A 20,702-nucleotide genomic window follows, 5' to 3' on the forward strand; every position below is an offset into this window, starting at 1 on the left:
TAGAGAAGCATCATGAACAGAAAATATTTTTTAAAAACACTCCTGTGGTCCGCGATCCTACCTTCTTTGCTGTTAGCGTCCTGTAATAGCAAAGAAAATAAGGAAACAGAAGTGGATGCAACAGCAACAAATACTTATACATGTCCTATGCATCCACAAATCATACAGAACAAAGCTGGCACTTGTCCGATATGTGGTATGGATCTCGTTCCTTTCGACAAAAATAATAAAGATGCCTTTTTAACACTAAGTAAAGATCAGCAAGTATTAGCTAATATTAGTATAGTAGCAGTCGGGACAGGAGCGTTCAATAATTATACTTCAATTAATGGTAGGCTTGTCGTAAATCCCGAGGGCACTAACTATATCAGTAGTCGGAATGATGGACGTATTGAAAAACTATATGTGAAGGAAACTGGTATCGCTGTACGTAAAGGGCAACCCCTTTATACTTTATACTCTGAAGAACTGCTCACATTGCAGCAAGAATTTCTAATAACACACAAACAAGCTAAGCAATTTGCAAAAGATAAAAGGTTTGCAGCTATTTTCGAGGCTGCCAAGCAAAAGTTACTATTATACGGACAAAATTCCCAGCAATTAGATCTTTTGTTGGCAAAAGGGCAGCCCGCACCATCCGTCACCATATACGCACAAAACACTGGTATAATAGCAGAGATTTTAGTAACGGAAGGACAATATGTAAATGAGGGGACATCTATGTTCAATCTAGAAAACTATCAAAATTTGTGGGTAGAGGCCGATATTTATCCGCATGAAGCATCATTGATAAAAGAAGGGCAAGAACTTAGTGTTTTGATAGGTAACGATACTACGCATCATAAAATGACTATACAGTTCATCACACCCGTTTTACAAAATAACGCACAAGTTAGGCAACTCAGGGGAACGATTGATAATCACGCGCACCAAATGCTCCAAGCAGGTATGCCTGCCACCATTTTACTGTCTCGCTCATCGGCCTCGAAAACAATAACCGTCCCAACCAACGCCATTATCAACAACGGAAAAAGTAGTCATGTCTGGGTGACCACAACAAATGAACGGTTTGAGCCGAAAGCAGTTACTATCGGCAACGCATCACTGAACCGTACAGAAATCATTTCTGGACTGGAAGAAGGAGAACGGGTAGTTATCAGTGGAGCATATCTACTCTATAGTGAATATGTTTTGAAAAAAGGAGGACAACCGTTAGATCAATAGTAATAAAGTAATTAAACAATTAACATATAATATGAAAACAACTCATTTAAAAATCGGAATCGCGGTTATCGCTGCCTTAAGCTTTTTTATGTCATGTACATCCGCTGATAATAGCGATAAGCATCAAGATCATAAACAGCATGAAGAAAATGTTGTTGAAGACAATAGTTCAATAACGGCTACCTCGAACAACGATAGTTTCAATGCTATCTATCCCCATTATCTGACCTTGCAGGAAGCATTGGTAACAGAAGATGCTAAAAAAGCAAAGGAGGCGGCTCTTCTAATCGAAGAGGCCGCGGAGCATCTACCTGCTAACTCAAAGAGCATTAAAACGGCAGCCGGTGAAATTTTGGCCTCGGGTACCATTGAAGAGCAACGTGCTAATTTCTCTCCTATGAGCGATGCACTTATTAACTTAGCAAAAGCTGAAGGTGTAAGTTCGGGTGAGTTTTATATAGCACATTGCCCTATGGCGTTCAACAACCAGGGAGCCAATTGGTTAAGCCCATCAAAATCTATTAAAAACCCTTATTTCGGAGATAAAATGCTCAGTTGTGGGACTGTAGAAGAGACTTTAAATTAACTTTTTTGCTATAAAGTAAGCTTAACTTAACCACTTACTTTGTAGCATATAATTGTTGATGAAATAAAAGGTGATCGATCAACTCGATAATTATCTCAGTGAATCATACTAAATTTAACATGTTTAATAGGGAATACCATAAAAAATCCACCTACCGAAATAAATCAGTAGGTGGTCTCTACACTTAAAATATCCAACCGTAACTGTAGAAGATCTTTATAATTAAGCAATTAATATACTCTCCTGTATCAAACTCACACATGAGGAAATCATGCCGATGATTGTGTTACAAATGTATATAATACTTTGTAAAGTTCTATACAATTAGGTTAGAAATGATAATTTAATGATGAATTAACGGTATATTTATGTGAAAAAATGTGAAAAACAAAGCATCTTCGAGCGAGGATCCCTAATTATCCTTTAAAACAAAGCTATTCAAAGAGAAGAGCCCATCATTTTTTGATGGGCCTACACTTCTCAAAACAAATACCATCGTATCTGTTTTTGGTTACGGTTGGAATAATTTTTTTAAACAGGCTTGTAGAGCAATTAAAGATCAGTAGTACAATACCTTATATAAAATCACGTAACAAATCGTTACAAATATATAGATATACTATTTATATCGGGATAGAAGCTTAGAATTGTATACCCACCAAAGCAACATGTGAAATAATGAGAAATAATGAGAAATAATTAAATTTCACCTTCGGCTAAAAGGTTTTAAGCCTTGTTGGCTTTATCCAAACAAAAACTAAATAGGCAATTATACTCGATCATATGCTATAGAAAACTACTGATGTATAATTAACCATTCTCTTCAGTATGGTAAATAATATAAGTGAATTGACTTCGTAGAATGCATCAACTGCTTATCTAACATTTTTAAAAGAGGTCCTCCTCCTTTTCCCGTTAACCTGCGGTACTATATGTTAAATCCCCCGTCAATGGTAATAGATGTACCAGTGACGAAGCGTGCTTCATCACTGACGAGATAAGAAACTAAACCTGCGATTTCATCAACTGTACCATATCTACCGATCGCCATCATCTCCTTTATCGTTGTAGCAAAAGCGCCATCTTCAGGATTCATATCGGTGTTAACAGGACCTGGCTGAACCAAGTTGACGGTTATATCTGCGCTTCCCAAATCTCTAGCCAACCCTTTCGTCAAACCTACAAGGGCTGCTTTACTCATCGAATACAAACTACCACCAGGAAAAGCCAGGCGTTCCGCCATATTACTTCCTATGGTAATAATTCTGCCTCCTCGCTTCATATAGCGGGCAACATATTGCGAAGCAACAAATACTGCCTTCACATTTACATTCATCACTTCCTCAAAATCTTTTAACGAATATGTTACAATAGGTTTATCTATATAAACACCTGCATTATTGATCAATATATCAACTGTACCATACCTATCGATGGTAGTTTTCAGGGCATCGATTAATGACTGGGTATCATTATTATCTGCCACCAACGAAAGACCTTCATTTTTGCCACTTTCTTTAATCTGCTCTAAAACGTAAGCCGCTTGCTCCGGGTTTCTACCCGAATGTGTAAAAACTACTGTTGCCTCAGCTTTCGACAAACGTTTAGCAATGGCAGCTCCCATCCCCCGGCTTCCACCAGTTATAAAGGCAATTTTTCCTTTTAATTTTTCCATAATAATTTCATTTTTTCGTAAAAGTAAGTCTATTACTTTATTTTTGTGAGAACTGACAAAATTGTTAAGTACTAACAAAAAAATAAGAAATGAAAAAATTGAGTTCTACAAATACCTTGAATGAAAAAAAAATAAATGCAACTTGTGGCATGGGATATGCGCTTTCACTTATTGGTGGCCGGTGGAAATCTAATATACTTTGGAGATTGTTAAATGAAGGCAAAATACGTTACAGTACATTACGTAAGTTAATTCCAGATATATCTGAAAGGATGCTGGTTGCTCAGTTAAGAGAACTGGAAGCAGACCAGCTCATTAACCGCATTATTTATCCTGAGGTGCCTCCCAGAGTAGAATATGAATTAACAGAACTTGGCCAATCAATGCACGACATGTTAAAAAACATCTCTGACTGGGGGGAAATGCACCGTAATGTAGTATCTGGTCAATTGGATAATTCTAAAAAATGAACGAAGATGAAAAGGGCTTTTCAAAAATACTTTTGCAGTGTAAGTCCATAAGTCAGCAATAAATTTTCACTTGCTGTTCTATTCAATCTGTTATAACTTAAAGCCGTCGTTAAACTGAGCCAATCGCTCAATTTGAAAGAAAGGCTTGTATTTGAACGTATAATATAGTCGTTCTGATGATTAAACGATTGCTGCCAAAAACTACTACTTTCCAATACAATAAACGACTTAATATTAAACCGAAACATCAAGCGGAGCGAATTTCTGAAAGTATCATATATTTCCCGGACAGTGTCATCTTGTAAAAGATCGCTTTTGTCATAAAGTACGCCATTACTTAAGTTTAAATAGGCTTCATCACCATCTAAGAAGTTATATGCAATACCTAAACCCGTTAGTAATTGATTGTTGATCTTTAACGAATAATTCGTATTGTAATTTGCTAAACCCCAATAGAAAAAATGCGGGAATGTTTTATAGAGATTAAAATCCAATGAACTGGAAAAATCATTGTTGGTAAGGATATCCCGTTGCCGTCCGTAAACCCAATTATTATTGAAATTCAACGAAATATCTTTCTTCTTCACATTGAATTTCAACCCGTTATTCAAAAGATAAGCCGTACCGTCTCCCGTTTTATTAACCGAACCTGAAGACGAATAACTCATATGATAATGAGTCGAGTCACTGACTTGGGCGAGCGCTAATGGCACCAAATAAAAGCTCAATAGCAGAAACAAACAGATAGACTTTGCCAATATTTTTTCTAATTTTTACTTATAACAAAAAATAAAAACGCAAAGTTCTGTAAAATGCTATTTTCCCCGAAATTCTTGTGCGCATCTCTTATCTTTACCAAAGAAAATGTACAGTAATAGAATTCGTGTTTTAAGCGTATTGCAACAATTTATCATATCAAACTATTTTAATGAACGGGAAACAGCAACAAAGTTACCATGGCAAGTAAATAAGATAATAAAAAGGATATTTGCCAAGTGAAAATCCGTTGAATTCAATAGCGTAAACAATAGTAAATTTTATCAGTTTGTATATCAAAAGCCTTTTAAAATGATTACCATAACTACACCAGCTTTGTTATTCCCTGCAATAAGCTTAATTATGCTTGCCTATACCAATCGTTTCTTAGCATTGGCAACATTGGTTAGAAGCCTACATGCTAAATATTTAGACAATAATCAAAGCGGCATCATTCACGGACAGATTCAAAACCTTCGATATCGCCTTAAACTTATCAAATACATGCAAGCTTATGGTGTTTTAAGTTTTGTAGCATGTGTACTTTGCATGCTATTTGTATTTATGCAATGGTCACCCTGGGCTGAACTCCTCTTCGGATTGAGTCTTATTTTCTTCACTGTCTCCTTGATCATTTCCTTAGTTGAAATACAAAAAAGTACTACCGCATTGGAACTCGAGCTAAGCAATATGGAAGAAAATGAGGCCAAACCGTCGCTTGTAAAATATATCAAAAAGAAATTAGAGAAAGGAACTAAATAATAAGTTGTCCTAGCTTCCTAACGCGCACGCATCTGTGTCTACTAGCTATTACCAGCACTTAAGGTCGTATACAAAAAAACCTTTTTCTCCGATCATTCCCATAAACTCCTAAACCATTCTAGATGTCTTTCTATTGGGCATAGTGCATCTATTTTCGACAGCCAAGGGCATCGCACTTATATTCCTTCCACAAAAGCGTATCAATATTCCATTATTATAAGTAATAAAAAAAATGCAACCGATTGCATTTTTTTTATTACTTTTACCTAAACCAATGATGACTAATCCAAATGATTACCAATAAAAACAAGGAGGTTACTATTTATGATATTGCTGCGGCACTCAATATCTCTCCGACCACAGTAAGTAGAGGCTTAAAAAACAACCCTGCAATAAAAAAAAGTACACGAAAAAAAATAGCAGAAACAGCTAAAAGTATGGGTTATCGCTCGAACGCTGTTGCCAGCAGCCTAAGAACCAACAGAACCAACACTATTGGGGCTATTGTTCCCCGATTAAATAGCCATTTCATGTCGGACACCATCGCGGGTATCGAAAAAGTTATCAACGATGCAGGATTTAACCTTATTATCAGTCAATCACAGGAAATGGTAGATAAAGAGATCAAAAATGCCAATACGATGTTCAACAATCGAGTTGATGGCCTGCTAGTTTCTTTGGCTTACGATACGGAAAGTATTCAACACTTTGATCAATTTCTCAAAAAGCAAATCCCCGTAATATTTTTCGACCGGATATTCGATCATCCTAACTTCCCCAATATAGTACTCGACAATTACAGAGCTGGCTACGAAGCCACCAAACATTTAATTGATCAAGGCTGCAAAAAACTTGTACATATTACCGCTAACCTGTCAAAAAATGTTTATCAGGATCGTTGGAAAGGTTTCCGTGATGCTTTAAAAGATCACGACCTGCCCTACAGTGATGACTCTCTGCTCCTTAACGGTCTTTCACAGGAAGACGGCATACAGGCCGCCCACCAGATAATCAATAGGAAGGAAATCCCTGATGGCGTTTTCGTATCAAATGATAACTGTGCTTCCAGTTGTATGCACGAGCTGAAACAACACGGACTACATATTCCAAATGATATTGCATTTGTAGGTTTTAATAACGACCCTGTATCTAAAGTGATCGAACCTACCCTTAGCAGCATTAACTATATGGGCTTTCAAATGGGAGAACTTGCAGCCAAAACGTTGATTAACCATCTATACAATAATCAACCTATATCACTCACTCATTCCATCGTATTAAGGCATGAATTAATCGTAAGAGACTCCTCCTTAAAAAACAATAATAAATAAAGGCCATGACTAAACCACGTATCACTAGTATATGTTTATTCTTATGTTTACTGTTTACGGGCCTTAAAACAATGGCTGACGACGGGTATAAACTATGGTTAAATTATCAACCTATAAATGATCCTCTGGCTCAGACGTACAAAACGACTTTGCGCAATATCGTTTTTCCGGCCAATAGTCAGACATTGAGGTTAGCAAAAAAGGAGTTACTGAATGGCCTTAAAGATATGTTAAACCACTTGCCGCAGGAGCAAGCAGCTATTAACAATAATACACTTGTCGTAAGCACATTGGAGAATATCCCCTCCTTAAACCTGGCAATAGACATTAAGCAGCTAAGGCTAAAGGAAGAAGGCTTTATGATCAAACAAACAACGGTCGATGGTGCTACTATCCTACTGATTATCGGACAGAACGAGATCGGCACTTTGTATGGCATTTTCCATTTTTTACAGCTTCTTCAAACGCATCGACCTATTTCACATATCGACATAAAAGAAGAACCCCACATAAAACACAGAGTGTTGAACCATTGGGACAATTTAGATGGCAGTGTTGAAAGAGGGTATGCAGGCCATTCGCTCTGGAATTGGCACAAATTACCGGATTATATCGACCAACGTTACGTCGACTATGCACGGGCTAACGCTTCTGTTGGCATCAATGGCACCGTGCTCACCAATGTCAACGCCAACGCACTCACACTGACCGAGCGCTACCTGGAAAAAGCCGCAGCGTTAGCTGAAGTTTTTCGCCCTTATGGTATCAAGGTTTATCTCACCGCCAGATTCAGTGCCCCTTTAGAAATAGGCGGGCTAAACACAGCCGACCCATTAGATTCTACTGTTATTCAATGGTGGCATGAAAAAATTCAGGAAATCTATAAACATATTCCGGATTTTGGTGGTTTTTTGGTAAAAGCCAATTCTGAAGGCCAGCCCGGACCACAAAATTATGGAAGAGACCATGCGGAAGGAGCTAACGTATTGGCCAAAGCGCTTCAACCACATGGAGGAATCGTCATGTGGCGTGCCTTTGTATATGACGACGAAGTTCCTGACGACCGTGCCAAACAGGCATATAGCGAATTTCAACCACTAGATGGCGAATTTGCAGAAAATGTTATCGTCCAAGTTAAAAATGGCGCTATTGATTTCCAGCCGCGCGAACCTTTTCATCCGCTGTTTGGCGCTATGCCGCAAACGCCTTTAATGATGGAGTTTCAACTAACGCAGGAATATCTTGGCTTTGCCACCCACTTGGCTTACCTAGGCCCACTGTTCGAGGAGACCTTACAATCAGACACCTACAGTAAAGGCGAGCAGTCCTATGTCTACAAAGTAATCGAGGGCAGCTTAGATGAACAAACGCTCACCGCTATGGCAGGCGTGGCGAATATTGGATCTGACAGAAATTGGACAGGCCATCCTTTTGGACAGGCCAATTGGTATGCCTATGGTAAATTTGCTTGGAATCCAAATGGTAGTGCGGCAGAAATCGCAGCAAATTGGATCCGTCTTACTTTTACAAATGACCAAGGTTTTGTTAAGGATGTGCAACAGATGATGATGGAATCACGGGAGACCATTGTTCGATATATGACGCCATTAGGGCTACATCACCTCATGGGCTGGGATCACCATTATGGTCCCGGACCTTGGATTAAGGATAAAGCCAGAGCAGATTGGACTTCCGTTTATTACCACAACGCAGATGAACAGGGTATCGGCTTTGATCGAACAAGTACGGGAAGCAATGCCTTAAGTCAATATGCAGATCCCGTACGTAAGAAATTTGAAGATCTAAAAACATGTCCCGAAGAGTTTATTCTCTGGTTTCACCATCTACCCTGGACTTATCAGCTACGTTCCGGAGAAAGCCTTTGGGAAGCGCTATGTCAGCACTACGACATGGGAGTGCAAGGGGTCAAAGACATGCAAGAAACTTGGGGAAAGCAGCGGAATAAAGTAGATAAACAACGTTTCAATCAGATTGATATGCTATTGAGCATCCAGTTAAAGGAAGCGCAATGGTGGCGAGACGCCTGCTTGGCTTATTTCCAGTCCCAAGCGAAAAAAACATATCCAAAAAACACAAATCCTCCTCTACATCCATTAAACTACTACGAAAACCTTCAGTTTCATTACGTACCGGGAATATAAATAAAAGGAAGTGTTTACAATTTGGTTGAGGATAGCTGATGATTAGAAAAATTTGCAACCGATTGCATATTTATTAGCCATATGAATAAAGTAAATATATACCTTGTCCCATTTTCACTACTTATCGGCGGGTCAATAGCCACTGCTCAAATGCTCTCTTCTTACGTAAGCACCGATCCCGCAGCAAACGGATTCACCCCTAGCGAAAACGGAAGTGCCCCACCTATTTATTATGACCAGGAAGAGTATAAGCCAATTGTAACGGCAGTTAACGATTTGCAGCGCGATATTATGGCCGTTAGCGTCTTTCGGCCAGATGTAAAAGCTTGTTCAAATGCATTCCCACCCTCCAACAAAGAGATTATCATTGTAGGAACGATCGGAAAGAACAAGTTGATCGATCAGCTTATACAAGAAGGAAGGATAGTAGTAGAAGGCCTTAAGGGTTGCTGGGAAACCTTTTCGATCCAAATGATAAAACAGCCCTTTACGGGTATTGAAAAAGCGCTTGTTATCGCCGGAAGTGATCTTCGAGGCACCTTATATGGCATATATGATATCAGTAAAAACATTGGTGTTTCCCCTTGGTAATGGTGGACCGATGTACCTATCCCTCAACAGACAGTGCTATATATCCGGCCAGGGATACATGGCAGCGGCAGCCCCGCAGTGAAATATCGGGATATTTTTATATAAATGATGAATCTCCACAAATAATCAATATCAATGCAAAGGAAGACGAATTTTGGAAACAGTATGTCGCTGATAATATTAAAATTCTCGAAAGCAACCATCATTTATTTAGCCTTGGCAAACACCGTAAAATTATGAGCTTTAGACTCGGGAGTATTCGTTCAATGACTCGTCATCGATTTGGGAGAATTGAGGCCTAGTTATCTCGGTCCGCCTGAAAGTAATTTTGTAAAAAAATAACCTTATAAATTATAAAAAGTATGATCATTCGAAAACAACAATTTAGCAGCTTGACCACGATTGCTACCATCGTAGCCATGGGTATAATCGCTTGTCAAAACAAGAGAACATCTGGGGATGAAACAACTATTGAAGACAACAAATTATTTCAAGAGTCCATCTCACCTCCTTTAATTACAGACAATTACACAGCAGACCCTTCTGCTCACGTCTTTAATGGAAAGATATATCTTTACCCTTCCCACGACATTGATTCGGGTACACCAGAAAATGATAATGGTGACCACTTTGACATGAATGACTATCATGTATACTCCATGGATAGTGTTGGCGGAAAGGTTACCGATCACGGGGTTACCCTAAGCGTAAATGATGTTCCTTGGGCAAAGAAACAATTGTGGGCGCCCGATGCCGCCTATAAGGATGGACAATATTTCCTTTATTTCCCAACGAAAGATCAGGATGAAATCTTCCGTATCGGCGTTGCTACTTCCTCTTCCCCCAGTGGTCCGTTTAAAGCGGAGAAAACACCCGTGGCCAGATATCCATCAACCACCAGCGATGCAAAAAGTGCTGAATGAAACGATCTTTTTTTTCAAGGAATATTTGACGTAATACCCAACGTATGCTATTTATTTAAGGAACTTTAATCTCTTTATATTGAAAAGTATGTGCACTGAAATAACCTAATGCATCCCCCGTCAGATTACTTACCGGATTAGCGGGTGCAGCTGCATTATTATCACCTGTAGCACCATTATTTAAGCTGAAAAAGTATTTATACACTGATGCGTCAGTGGTCAACATCTCCACTCTAACTAAATCACCGCTCTTGATCCTATCTTCATCATCTTCTTCTTCTGTAAAATAATATAACCTGACAGCATTTGGATTGCCGTCTGTTAAATCGTCATTAAAAGCAAATATTTGCTTTTTCTTTTCGTTATTGACGTATAACACAAAACGATAATAATTAAGAATACCTGCCGGATCCAAAAAGTCAATAGTGGCCAATTTCTCCGTCTGATCAAATAGAAACTCTTCACTGATATATAAACTGTCCATCTTCACCACTTCGGGCATTGTCGATTGTGCTGTATATTCCTCTGAATCTATCTTGACAGACAGATGATAAGTCTTACCTGGTAAGCCAACAAGATCACTGTTAGTATAAGTTCCAGGTGCCGTCTCAAGCAGATCAAATGCATCTGTTCCGTCACTGATGGTCACTAGGGCATTACTGATCGTCTGCCTTGCGTTATCTTCATTAAAGTCTTTTGTTTGACTGATTAGCACCTGACATCCACCTGACTGGTCAGTTACCATACCCTCTATTACATATTTTTTGGGCACTCCATCAAGTTGCATGTCGATCTCTTTTTCACAGGAAATAAAGCTGATAAATCCTAAGATGATCATCAATTTTCTATATATTTTATACCAAAAAGATAATATGTGTCTCATTTTTCCCTATTTTAAAATTTAAAATTATAAGATACTGATGGAATAAACCGGAAAAGCGAAAGCTGATTGGCAATAGTTGTATTTCGATCATCTTTACTGTCCTGAAATTCTATAACATAGGCATTTTCTCTTCCGTACGCATTGTACAAGCTAAAACTGAGTTCCGAACGCCATTTTTTTCTTTGCCTCAGTTGCATCGTCGCACCTAAATCCAGACGATGATAGTTAGGCATCCGATGGCCATTCCGATCGGTGTAGTAATAAGTCGTCTGATCATCAATAAAGTATTTACCGGCAGGGAAAGTTACTGCGTCACCGGTATAAAACACCCAGTTGGCAGATAGCGTCCATTTGTCGTTTAACTGGTACATGGCGACGATCGCAATATCATGGGTCCTATCCTGCCTAGCATTATACCATTGTCCACTATTGATACCATCGATCTTCCGTTCCGTTTTAGATAGTGTATAACTTATCCACCCGCTCAATCTTCCGGTATTTTTCTTTAGTAACCATTCTATTCCGTATGCTCTTCCCTTGCCAAAAAGTAGTTCGGTTTCGATAGCATTATTACTACTATATACATCTGCCCCGTCTCGATAGTCAATCTGGTTCTGCAAGCTTTTATAATAGGTTTCCACATTTAACTCATATTGATCATTGAACAGGTTTCGGTAATATCCTAAAGAAAATTGGTCGGATATTTCAGGTTTTATGATATTGGTACTGGCTATCCATTTATCGGTTGGATTAGTTGTTGTACTATTTGCGATGAGGTGTAAGTTCTGTGTGTTTCTCACGTAAGAGGCTTTAACTGATGAATAGCTATTCATTTGATAGCTCGCAGCCAAGCGAGGTTCCAGATTAAAATAGGTTTTAACAAAGTCACCGCTACCATAACGCATTGTATCCGTGACTCTTCCTTCTTGATCGACGTTGTAGAAGTCTCCTTCTCCTAAAATGCTAAACGCAGAAAAACGCGTGCCATAGGTAACATTGAATTTGTCGGAGGCCTGCCATGTATTGCTCGCATAGAGAGCGTTTTCCCAAGAATAACGTTTTTGTAAATAATTGTCGTTAATGCTGGATTCCTCACCAACAGCCGTTACTTCCCCTGGACGGATGGTATGGTATATCGTATTTAAACCAAAGCGCAAATGATTCCGATTATTTGCATTCCATTCAAATTCCTGTTTAAGGTTATAATCAGTGATATTAGAGTAGATATTAAATCTATCCGTTCCACTGTTAATGGATATTTTATAGTCGTAATTGCTATAGATTAGCGAAGTGTTTGAAAATAAACGACTATTGAAAATATGGTTCCATCTTACGGTACCGGTCTTATTTCCCCAATCTAAACCAAATAAATCACCCACGCTTAATCGATCCTGCCCCAAATATCCCGACGCATACAAACGATCTCTTTCTCCTAACTGAAAGTTTAGTTTGGCATTTAAATCATAGAAATATAATTGATTGTTGTTGAGCGAAGAGTCGTTGGAAAGTTTTAAAAACATATCGGCATAGGTTCTTCTACCGGAAATTAAAAATGATGATTTGTCTCGCTGTATGGGCCCTTCAACATTTAATTTGGCAGATATCAAACCTACCCCACCGCTTACATTCAAGTCTTGATTATTTCCATCATTCATTTTTATATCCAAAACTGACGATAACCTACCACCATACTCTGCGGGCATGCCTCCCTTATATACGGTAATATCTTTAAGGGCGTCTGAGTTAAATGTGGAAAAAAAACCCAACAAATGTGAGGCATTATAAACCGTTGCTTCATCCAATAAAATCAAGTTCTGATCGGCACCTCCACCCCGCACAAACATACCACTGTTACCTTCACCAGCCGGTTTAATGCCGGGCAACAATTGCACAACCTTCAAGACATCCCGTTCGCCCATCAATACGGGCACATGTTTAACCTCTTGTAGGTTTACTTGTTCCCTTCCCATCTGCGGACTGCTTAAGCTTCGGCCTCTGGAAGAAGAGATAACTACTTCGTCTAATGTCTGTGAAGCGTCGTCCAAACGCACATGTAAGGTGGTATTCTTGTAAATATCAACCGTATCATTAAACGGTGAAAAGGAAACTGAGCTCACAACAATTTGGTGTCTGCCTGCGGGTACAGTCAAAGAATAAAAACCGTAATCGTTGGTTTGCGTACTATATGTTCCATCTACCTGAACGGTTGCACTGATAAGTGTTTCCCCCGTCGAGCTTGATTTTACGGTACCACTAAGCGTAACTTTAGTTTGTGCGTAAGAAAACATAAAAACAAAAGGACTAAGAATTAATAAGCAAATAAACTTCATTTTTAATACGTTTTTATACGAGACAGCTTATTCAAGCATCCCCCCTATTCGCTATGGATATTTATTTTATGATCGGACGATGCCACTAGTAATAAAGGCTCGCTAATTATATTTTTTTTGCAACATTTTGTTATTTTCCTCGTCATATTACAATAAATAGACAAAAGCCTTATGCCAGATCATCGTTTTCACACGCTTAAGAGAAAGATATTCCATATCATAGCCTTTCTACGTCCATTAAAAACAACACTATACATATGTGGCGCTGCTGTTTTAATAACAGCTACTCTATTTTACATAGCAAACTACTTTCTAAACTTGTATAGCCACATTGGTATAGGCTATGCATTGTTATTATTAGCCTTATACATCATCGTTGGATTGATCATATCTTTTGTGGTTGCTTATCTCGTTAAATTTATTGGCCGTCTTCCCCCTCTCCTAATAATCGCTGTTATCTTCACCATCTTAGTTATCTTTTATTATTACAAACTTGGGAAAACGTATGGCTGGACATTGATTGCTATATTGATGCTCTTCCCATCTTTTTTTGTCGGGGGATTGTATGCCCTGCACAACAATAAATCCGAGAAAAAAAGGAGGTATCTTCAAATTACCGTATCTGTTATCGGAATCCTGGGAATATTCACCAGTGCTTATCTATTGCTTTATCCTGGGAAGGACATACAAGCTCCGATTAATGCCAAATCGTTAAGCAATGCGCCGGAACCAATAGAAGCGCTAGATCCATCACTACCAGGAACAGCTGAAGTCGCCTACTTATGTTATGGAAGCGGAAAAGACAAGTATAGGGACATATATGGCGCTGGGACGACCATTAAAACACCATCAGTGGATGCTTCCTTTTTATTAAAATCCTGGAAGGGATTTACGGGTAAATTACGCACTAAATACTTTGGATTTGATCAGACAGCACTTCCCTTAAATGCCCAAGTTTGGTATCCGAAACATGCAGAGGCAGCATCTCCTCTAGTACTGATTGTTCACGGAAACCATCTAGCACAGGATTATTCAGATGGAGGCTACGATTACTTGGGAGAATTGCTAGCTAGTAAAGGATATGTTGTGGCTTCGGTGGATGAAAATTTTTTGAATGGAAGTTTCACCGATCTTTACAAAGGAGGATTGGAGAAAGAAAACGGTACCCGTGGATGGTTGTTATTAAAGCATCTTGAATTATGGAGAAAATGGAATGATGATCCGTCAAGTAATTTTTATAAAAAAATTGATATGGAACGTATCGCATTGATCGGTCATTCAAGAGGAGGAGAAGCAGTTGGACATGCAGCTTTCTTTAACACCCTGCCTTGCTTTCCCGACCACGCCCAGGAACGTTTTAATTTCAACTTCAATATCCAATCGGTTATTGCTATCGCTCCCGTAGATGGCCAATACAAACCGGCGTCTATTTTGACCCCTTTAAAAGATATTAATTATTTTGTGATTCATGGCAGCCATGATATGGATATGCAATCATATGGCGGATTAAGCACATATAATCGTATAAAATTTTCCAATGGTTTCGAAGGTTTTAAAGCCGGTCTGTATATCCATCGAGCTAATCATGGGCAATTCAACACCTCATGGGGTAGGCGTGATAATTGGAGTCCTTCCATTAATCAATTCAATTTGAAACAATTAATGTCAGCAGAGCAACAGCAGCAGATTGCGAAAGTTTATATCAGTTCTTTTCTGGAAACGACTCTTCGTGATCAATTGGTTTACAAACCTTTATTCATGGATTACCGCTTTGCCCGTCAATGGTTGCCCAATGAAATATACCTCAACCAGTTTGAAGACAGCAAAACTTTTCTCATCGCAGATTATGAAGAAGATTTAGACCTACAGAGCGCGACAATCGGTGATAGTGTAATTTCCAGTAATCATTTAAGTGTATGGCATGAACAACAACAGGAACTTATGTGGGGTAATGCACTATCGAGGGCCGCTTATATTGGATGGGATTGGTCTGCTGTTGATACGCTTGTTGGCTCTTATACGTTCAACTTACCAGATTCGCTTCCAAAAGACATAGCCAACACGCTCCTTACCTTTACTTTAGCTACAAGCGAAGAAGATGCTGCTCACCAAGAAAAAGGCAAGAAAAAAGAAAACACGGCAAAGGACAATCAAAATAGAACCAAGGAAGATGAAGAAAATATTAAGAAAAAAGATAAAGATAGCGAAGAAAAACCGATTGATTTCTCTATTGAATTAGTTGATCAAAATGACGAAAAAATACGCTTTCTATTGAGCGAATGCAGCGCTTTACAACCACAGATTAAGAAGAAGATCACGAAATTTGCTTTCCTCAATCAATGGAGCGATGCCGAGGCCATTTCTGATTTCTTTTATTTTGACCTACAAAATTTACAGCGGGCAAATCCGACTTTTTCCTTTAACCATTTAAAGAAAATCAGCTTTATATTCGACCAAATCAATAAAGGTGTCATCATATTAGATAATGTCGGCTTTATTGAAAAATAACGCAGCAGGCATAATTATCCATATTTGATTAAGCTATTATCGAAAAGAGAAGCTGGTTTTATTCTATACCCAGCCCTTTTTGTATTTCCTCCAAGCTTTTACCTTTAGTTTCCGGTATAAACTTCCATATAAATAGGAAAGCGAGAAACATCATCGCTGCATAAAAAATAAAGGAATAAAAACCGCCCATTTCACTTCCTTCTACCACAATAGGAAACACCCACGAAATAATAGCTGCCATGATCCAGTGGGTAAAGCTTCCCAGTGAGCCTCCTTGCGACCGTACCGAATTCGGAAAGATCTCTGATATAAAAACCCAAATAACCGCACCCTGCGAAAAAGAAAAGAAAGCGACAAAACCAATTAAATAGTAAATGACATTTTTATCTGCCATTGCAGGGTTATTGAAAGACATTGCCGTAAGCAGTAAAAAAAAGACCATACCTGCCGCCCCGATTAATAGTAAAAGCTTACGCCCAAACTTATCAATTACGGTCATAGCAAAAGCTGTAAAGATAAAATTCGCTAGGCCAATATAAACAGATTGCTGAAAAGCATCTGCTCTGTCAAAACCTGCCATTGCAAAAATTCTCGGTGCATAATAAAGAATAGCATTTATTCCCGACAGCTGATTAAACATCGCTAATAGTATTGCGTAAAAAATAGGCTTATTGTATTTTCCATTGAATAAATTTTCCTTAATTCCCGAGCTCGCCAGCGTATGTTCTTCCTTTATTAATTCTATGGCCCTTTGTTCGCCCAACCGTAAAAAAATAGCTGCGGCCTCTTTGTCCTTTCCATTAATTGCCAACCACCGCGGGCTTTCCGGGATCAACTGCAATAAAGCAAAGAAAAGAATAGCAGGTACAGCCATGATTCCTAACATATAACGCCAAGATTCATCACCCCCGATACCGGAAATGATATAATTTGTTAGATAGGCAATTAAAATACCCCCTACAATATTCAATTGAAACATACCTGCCAAGCGACCGCGGTTTCTTGCCGGAGAAATTTCCGCGATATACATGGGGCCCACCACCGAAGAAGCCCCTACTGCAATTCCTCCAAGAAATCTAAAAATGACAAATAGCAACCATTGCGATACAAGCGCACATCCAATAGCCGAAAAAAGATATAATAGCCCAATAATTATTAACATCTTTTTCCTGCCATATAACTGCGCTGGTGTTCCAATAATAAGTGAACCCAGTACCGTTCCGATTAAACTCGCAGCAACCGTAAAGCCAAGCCAAAAAGCGTCAAGTGACCAAAACTGCTGTATAGTACTTTCAGCTCCAGAAATTACCGCGGTTTCAAAACCAAAAAGAAAACCACCTAACGCGGCTATTAGTGCTATTTTTGTAGGGTATGTAAACATATATTATCGGTATTTATCATTCATAAATGGTTAAGAAAATGCTATATTAAACCGAGCAAACTTAGATAAAATGCTTTACATTCAAAAACACAACATAACTAAAACAGGGATTTCGCTTTTAACAAAATTGAATTGGTTTTGCGCCCGTTGCTCCACGTCTGGATCCGGGCGCAGCTTTGGATGCGCATAAGCAACCTTGTGACGTGAGCAGAGCGAGCGTTAATTGCGTGGCGTATCCAAAATGCTTAAAAGCGAAATCCCTGATCGATTAGTCCTCACTTAACCGCTTTTTATAACGCATGAGTGCCTCAATATAATAGTAGTCTGCATAGGTGAGTGGTACATCGACTTCCGAATTGCCTGGAATGTTACCCACGGAATGCAAGAGTATAAAGCCTCCATTACTGCCTGTAGGGGCTTTGTATGCATCTGAAGAGAGACTTTTCAGCATCCGCTCCGAAGCTTGAAGATATTTTGTAGCCGTACCGCCTTCAGCAAAAGTACTTAATTCCAACAAAGCGGAGGCTATAATAGCAGCGGCAGAAGCATCCCGTTTGGCATCCGGAATATCTTCCGCATCAAAATCCCAATAAGGCACGCCATCTTCCGGAAGGTTTGGATGATCTAGGATAAAGTCTGCAATGTACTGTGCCTGGTCCAAGTAAGCTTGGTCTTTCGTGTCGCGGTACATCATGGTGTAACCATACAAGCCCCAAGCCTGGCCCCTAGCCCAAGCGGATTCATGTGTCGCTCCCTGTGCCGTATGACGGTTACGGACCTCTCCGCTTAATGTATCATAGTCGATCACATGGTACGAACTGTAATCATCCCGAAAGTGATTTTTCAAGGTGGTACGCGCATGTGTATCGGACATTTCGGCATACTTCGGATCACCGCTTTCGCGGGACGCCCAATTCAAGAACTCCAGATTCATCATATTATCGATAATTACAGGGAACTGCCATTTATCTCCATTATGATCCCAGGAACGAATGCATCCCACAGTGGTGTTAAAACGGGTACCCAAAGATTCTGCTCCCCTTAACATGATTGCCCGGTAAGCCGAGTCGGGCGCTAAACGATGTGCATTTCCAAAACTACAGTATAGCATGAACCCGAGATCATGCGTACCGGTATTGTCCTTCTCTTTCTCTAATTGGGACAACTTTGCTTGGGCTTCTTTCAGCAGTGCTTCATCACCGGAGAACTCGTAAAGATATAGGAGACTGCCTGGATAAAATCCAGAAGTCCACCAACGTGTCCCGCTCGTTTCCAATGAATCATCCCGCTGGTAATATGTTTTGGGTAAGGCATCGGGTTCGAGCCGGTTCGCCATCACTTGATATTGCGCTACGGCATCTTGTAACTGTTTGTCGACAAAATCGGCGTTGAGAGCATACTCATCTTTTTCAGGAGCTTGACAAGCAAAAAGGCCGACGAGTAACAAATAGCAAAGGGATTGAAGATACTTCATGTCATTCATGTCTTATTATTTTTTTATTAGTTTTGATTCGTGAAATTCAATACGCTTATCGCTTTTCCTAATAACCCGGATTCTGCGGTAACAGATTAGGATTTCTTCCAATTTCTTCTTGCGGAATAGGCAATAATGCATGAAATTCCCGCACATTCGGACGACTTTCATATGCATCATTGCTTGTAAAAGCTTCAACCACGACTCCCCAACGTTTCAGGTCATACCACCTTTTCCATTCAAAAGCCAGTTCTATCCGCCTTTCTTCCCATACAGCATCTCTAAACTGCTCCTGACTTAAACCGTTCGCCAAATCTTCCGGATATGTCCTAGGCCCATCCGGTGTATTCCGAGCTCTGGCCCGTACCGCGTTAATATACTGATAAGCCTGTGCATTCGGGCCTCCATTTTGTTCGTTGATAGCTTCGGCAGCCATCAGCAATACTTCAGCATAACGAAATATGACATGCTTTATATCAGAATCTGCACCTTCCGCATTTGCATTAGCGCCTGGATATAAACACCATTTAGCCGTATGGATACGCGGCCAACGCCATTGCTGATAAGGTGTCATTACACCACGAACTGGCGTTTCGGTCAAATAGCTTACCTGTTTGCGGTAATCTTCACCAGCAAAACTGTTATACATTCCGGGAGACGGTACAATAACACTCCATCCCAACATATCAGCGTCCCGTACACCTGTCATGGGTGCCGTGTAATCCTGGTTCGATTCATTTTCACCCGTAATACCTCCGGTAAAATCGGCCACCCAAACATGCTCCGACTGATGCCCCAAGTCTGCATTCCAGAGATTCTGAAAATCTTGAACCAAACTGTATTGATAGGTAGCGGCCTGATTAATGACTTCTTCGGCATGTACAACTGCCTGACTCCACTCTTGCATAACCATGTACACAGAAGCCAGTAAGGTATGAGCTACACCTTTCGTAGGTCTTGATTTTAAACCATTGGCAAAAGTATTCGGTAAATTGGAAATCCCAAATTCACAATCGTCAATAATATGCTGGTAAACTTCCGCAGCCGGCGTTCGGTTAACGTCAGTAATCGTTGTAGGATCCGTTACAAATTCGCCAATGTAGGGAACATCCCCAAAAAGTTGAACCAAATGGTAATAGTTCAATGCCCGTAAAACGCGGGCTTCCGCAATTAAAGCAGCTTTACGTTCTTCATTCATATCCACATTCGGTATACCGCTGATTGCCGCATTGGCCGCACCGATACCCAAATAAGCTGTACGCCAAACGGCTAAGACATCCTGATTACTGGCATCATGTGTAAATCCGTTAAGTTGAATACGGCTGGACTGTGTACCGATATCGGCAATGTCGCAATCGTCTCCCAGCAATTGCAATACCATTGTCAATCGCCTACCATAATAATCTGCGTTAGCCAGCAAGCTGTATATACCCATCACACTCGCTTCGGCGTCAGCCTCTGAGTTAAAATATTGATCGGGAACCAATATACTAACAGGTTCTTCATCCAGTTTCGTACAAGAAAATGCCCCGAACAGCAAGGTGCTTAACAATATATATTTAAGATTTCTTTTCATCTGTTTATTTCTTTGTTGTCAATTGTCAGATGGAGCCTTTGACCAAATTAATCATTACTTCGTGTGTTTT

At 39.6% G+C, this 20,702-nt stretch carries 17 protein-coding genes; 10 read left to right on the forward strand and 7 right to left on the reverse strand.

Going from position 1 to position 20,702, the window contains the following annotated elements; genetic code table 11:
• The first annotated feature begins 12 nt into the window (after positions 1-12).
• Together H8S90_RS21700 and H8S90_RS21705 are read left to right on the forward strand one after the other, a co-directional pair.
• Complete coding sequence (locus H8S90_RS21700) at positions 13-1,224, forward strand: efflux RND transporter periplasmic adaptor subunit (RefSeq protein WP_187339886.1); 1,212 nt, start codon at positions 13-15, stop codon at positions 1,222-1,224.
• Between the two features lie 31 nt (positions 1,225-1,255).
• Complete coding sequence (locus H8S90_RS21705; RefSeq protein WP_187339887.1) at positions 1,256-1,810, forward strand: DUF3347 domain-containing protein; 555 nt, start codon at positions 1,256-1,258, stop codon at positions 1,808-1,810.
• 928 nt (positions 1,811-2,738) lie between these two features.
• Here H8S90_RS21705 and H8S90_RS21710 read toward each other — a convergent pair.
• Positions 2,739-3,485 carry an SDR family NAD(P)-dependent oxidoreductase gene (locus H8S90_RS21710; protein WP_187339888.1) on the reverse strand — a complete coding sequence of 249 codons (747 nt, stop codon included), beginning with the start codon at positions 3,483-3,485 and terminating at the stop codon, positions 2,739-2,741.
• An 89-nt stretch (positions 3,486-3,574) separates the two neighbouring features.
• Here H8S90_RS21710 and H8S90_RS21715 point away from each other — a divergent pair, with 89 nt between their 5' ends.
• A complete protein-coding gene (locus tag H8S90_RS21715) occupies positions 3,575-3,955 on the forward strand; it encodes a helix-turn-helix domain-containing protein (RefSeq protein WP_187339889.1) in 381 nt (126 codons plus the stop codon).
• Positions 3,956-3,975: 20 nt separating this feature from the next.
• Here H8S90_RS21715 and H8S90_RS21720 read toward each other — a convergent pair whose 3' ends face one another.
• Positions 3,976-4,713 carry a DUF481 domain-containing protein gene (locus H8S90_RS21720; RefSeq protein WP_255501691.1) on the reverse strand — a complete coding sequence of 246 codons (738 nt, stop codon included), beginning with the start codon at positions 4,711-4,713 and terminating at the stop codon, positions 3,976-3,978.
• Between the two features lie 310 nt (positions 4,714-5,023).
• On the opposite strand from H8S90_RS21720, the gene H8S90_RS21725 reads away from it, so the two are divergent.
• The 6 genes from H8S90_RS21725 (at position 5,024) to H8S90_RS21745 (ending at position 10,480) form a co-directional block, all read left to right on the forward strand.
• Entirely contained in the window at positions 5,024-5,473 is a 450-nt protein-coding gene (locus tag H8S90_RS21725) for a DUF2721 domain-containing protein (protein WP_187339890.1), read from the forward strand.
• A gap of 290 nt (positions 5,474-5,763) precedes the next feature.
• Positions 5,764-6,804, forward strand: coding sequence for a LacI family DNA-binding transcriptional regulator (locus H8S90_RS21730; protein WP_187339891.1), 1,041 nt, complete (start codon positions 5,764-5,766; stop codon positions 6,802-6,804).
• Between the two features lie 5 nt (positions 6,805-6,809).
• The gene (locus H8S90_RS21735; protein WP_187339892.1) at positions 6,810-8,966 is read left to right on the forward strand and encodes an alpha-glucuronidase family glycosyl hydrolase; all 2,157 of its coding nucleotides are present in this window, start codon (positions 6,810-6,812) and stop codon (positions 8,964-8,966) included.
• Positions 8,967-9,047: 81 nt separating this feature from the next.
• Positions 9,048-9,557, forward strand: a complete 510-nt coding sequence (locus tag H8S90_RS21740; RefSeq protein WP_187339893.1) for a hypothetical protein — start codon at positions 9,048-9,050, stop codon at positions 9,555-9,557.
• Entirely contained in the window at positions 9,557-9,859 is a 303-nt protein-coding gene (locus H8S90_RS26505; RefSeq protein ID WP_222852158.1) for a hypothetical protein, read from the forward strand. Before H8S90_RS21740 ends, H8S90_RS26505 begins: the two co-directional genes overlap by 1 nt.
• Before the next feature lie 60 nt (positions 9,860-9,919).
• Complete coding sequence (locus tag H8S90_RS21745; protein ID WP_255501692.1) at positions 9,920-10,480, forward strand: family 43 glycosylhydrolase; 561 nt, start codon at positions 9,920-9,922, stop codon at positions 10,478-10,480.
• A gap of 55 nt (positions 10,481-10,535) precedes the next feature.
• On the opposite strand, the gene H8S90_RS21750 is transcribed toward H8S90_RS21745, so the two are convergent.
• Together H8S90_RS21750 and H8S90_RS21755 are read right to left on the reverse strand one after the other, a co-directional pair.
• Complete coding sequence (locus tag H8S90_RS21750; RefSeq protein ID WP_187339894.1) at positions 10,536-11,363, reverse strand: DUF4249 domain-containing protein; 828 nt, start codon at positions 11,361-11,363, stop codon at positions 10,536-10,538.
• An 11-nt stretch (positions 11,364-11,374) separates the two neighbouring features.
• On the reverse strand, positions 11,375-13,693 hold the full coding sequence (locus H8S90_RS21755; RefSeq protein ID WP_187339895.1) for a TonB-dependent receptor: 2,319 nt from the start codon (positions 13,691-13,693) through the stop codon (positions 11,375-11,377).
• Positions 13,694-14,011: 318 nt separating this feature from the next.
• Here H8S90_RS21755 and H8S90_RS21760 point away from each other — a divergent pair, with 318 nt between their 5' ends.
• Positions 14,012-16,201: a hypothetical protein gene (locus H8S90_RS21760; RefSeq protein WP_187339896.1), complete on the forward strand. Its 2,190-nt coding sequence runs from the start codon at positions 14,012-14,014 to the stop codon at positions 16,199-16,201.
• A gap of 58 nt (positions 16,202-16,259) precedes the next feature.
• On the opposite strand, the gene H8S90_RS21765 is transcribed toward H8S90_RS21760, so the two are convergent.
• From H8S90_RS21765 to H8S90_RS21775, 3 genes are all read right to left on the reverse strand, one after another.
• Complete coding sequence (locus H8S90_RS21765; RefSeq protein WP_187339897.1) at positions 16,260-17,582, reverse strand: sugar porter family MFS transporter; 1,323 nt, start codon at positions 17,580-17,582, stop codon at positions 16,260-16,262.
• A 268-nt stretch (positions 17,583-17,850) separates the two neighbouring features.
• Positions 17,851-19,065 carry a glycoside hydrolase family 88 protein gene (locus H8S90_RS21770; protein ID WP_255501693.1) on the reverse strand — a complete coding sequence of 405 codons (1,215 nt, stop codon included), beginning with the start codon at positions 19,063-19,065 and terminating at the stop codon, positions 17,851-17,853.
• A gap of 58 nt (positions 19,066-19,123) precedes the next feature.
• Complete coding sequence (locus H8S90_RS21775; protein ID WP_187339898.1) at positions 19,124-20,632, reverse strand: RagB/SusD family nutrient uptake outer membrane protein; 1,509 nt, start codon at positions 20,630-20,632, stop codon at positions 19,124-19,126.
• Between the last annotated feature and the right edge of the window lie 70 nt (positions 20,633-20,702).

The organism is Olivibacter sp. SDN3 (assembly GCF_014334135.1).
In the GTDB taxonomy this organism is placed as follows: Bacteria; Bacteroidota; Bacteroidia; order Sphingobacteriales; family Sphingobacteriaceae; genus Olivibacter.